Origin of the sequence: Streptococcus sp. HMSC078D09 (assembly GCF_001813675.1) — a bacterium.
Lineage (GTDB): Bacteria > Bacillota > Bacilli > Lactobacillales > Streptococcaceae > Streptococcus.
The window spans coordinates 1-1,604 of record NZ_KV813677.1; the positions used below are offsets into that span (position 1 = coordinate 1).

The window sequence follows — 1,604 nt, forward strand, 5'->3', positions numbered from 1 at the left end:
AGAGCTTACATCACAAAAAGCCTTTATCACACAACTTAATTCAGTTGCTGTGTCGGCTGAGAGAATCCAAGGTGGAAGGTTGCTATCTAATAATGGTGCGACTGATTTTAATTTAGATAACGGAAGCGTGAACTTTTATTCTAACCAAGGTTCCATCAGACGGATTGATGATACGACATCATCTCAGTTTATCAGACTGGAACAAGGATATTTTAGAGCGGAACGTTTTGAAGATAGAAAGGCTGCTCGGATTGTCATAGGTACGAACCATGATAAGAAAGAGAGTGTAGAAAATGAAACATTTGCTGGCACTCGTCTGTGGTCGGGTAATGGTAACGGAGAAAAGGAATCATTCCACGAAACCGTTGCTGACCGTATCATATTTTACTCTAACGGGAAATATCGTAGTCCGTGGATGATCCACAATAACACGAGAGATGGATATACATTCTTTATGCCACTGAACGAAAATAGAGTAAAACATGTAATTGGTCGATCAGACAAAAGATTGCACGATATCCACACGAATGAAATCACCTTAAACGGGGTACGGCTCAAGATGATGATAAAAGATATCATGAATCGCATCGGTTATCGTGGTGTTGGCAACTGGGCTGATCTCATTAATTAGGAGAAATCAATGAACGAAAACATCTTACTTTCAATGGTCGCTGAATTGAACAAACAATTGAGTGACAAGACGCTTGGTGAAATCGAGTTTAAGGCTCGTTTTACAGATTTGCAATCACAAGTAGCTCAACTTGCTCAAGAAGTTGAAAGCTATCGCTCTGTCCTAGAGTCTGATAAGGACTTGAAGGATCTTTTTGAAGAAATTAAAAATAAAAACGAGGTAACTAAATAATGGATTACAAAGTACAATTTAAATCATACGATGCAGTAGCCAACACTACGAAAGTAGCAATCAAACAAGATTTCCCGTACCGTGTATTCGAGGAAATTTTGCCAACAAACCGCATGACTGAAGATGATGCAGCACTGGTTGAAGCAGTATTGAACATCGTGCGCATGGAACTTGACACATCTGGCGCTGTGGTAGCAATCAAGAAAGAACTTGATAAGTCTGTTGAAGCTAACAAGGACGCTATTGCTAAGATCCAAGCTCTTACCAAGGACAACGAACAAAAAGCAAACCAAATCCAGAAGATCAAAGAAGTGGCAGAATGGAACGTTTTGGCCCGTGTGACAGACGTTGAAAATCCACTTGATCCTACTGTATTTAAACGTGGTCTTGAACTGGTAGAACTTGGTCAATCTGGTAAGACTTACCAACCACAAGAGATCTTTACGGTTGAAGATCCAAGCCACACAGAAGCTTTTGGAGAAGGTAAGCGTGTCATGATCCAAGTAAATGAGCCATTTACTTATCAAGGCGAGACCTTGGAGCAATTGAACAGTCTTTACCAAAATGGTAAGATTGGCATTTGGAAGTGGACAGAGCCAAAAGCGACCGCACCTCAACCAGCGGGAGAGCTTGAAACTCAACCCGTCCAGTAAGTTAGTGGCTTATAGGGGGGGTGATTTAATTGGACCTATTGGCACTAGTGGACAAGCTAACTCCCGTTTTAGTCGTTATCATTCCAAGT

At 41.0% G+C, this 1,604-nt stretch carries 3 protein-coding genes; all 3 read left to right on the forward strand.

From position 1 onward, the window contains the following. On the forward strand, positions 1-631 hold a 631-nt coding region (locus HMPREF2926_RS09470; protein ID WP_218108108.1), incomplete at its 5' end, for a gp58-like family protein. 9 nt (positions 632-640) lie between these two features. Next, a complete protein-coding gene (locus HMPREF2926_RS09475) occupies positions 641-862 on the forward strand; it encodes a hypothetical protein (protein WP_070587612.1) in 222 nt (73 codons plus the stop codon). Then, complete coding sequence (locus tag HMPREF2926_RS09480) at positions 862-1,515, forward strand: hypothetical protein (RefSeq protein WP_070587615.1); 654 nt, start codon at positions 862-864, stop codon at positions 1,513-1,515. Before HMPREF2926_RS09475 ends, HMPREF2926_RS09480 begins: the two co-directional genes overlap by 1 nt. Positions 1,516-1,604 lie beyond the last annotated feature (89 nt).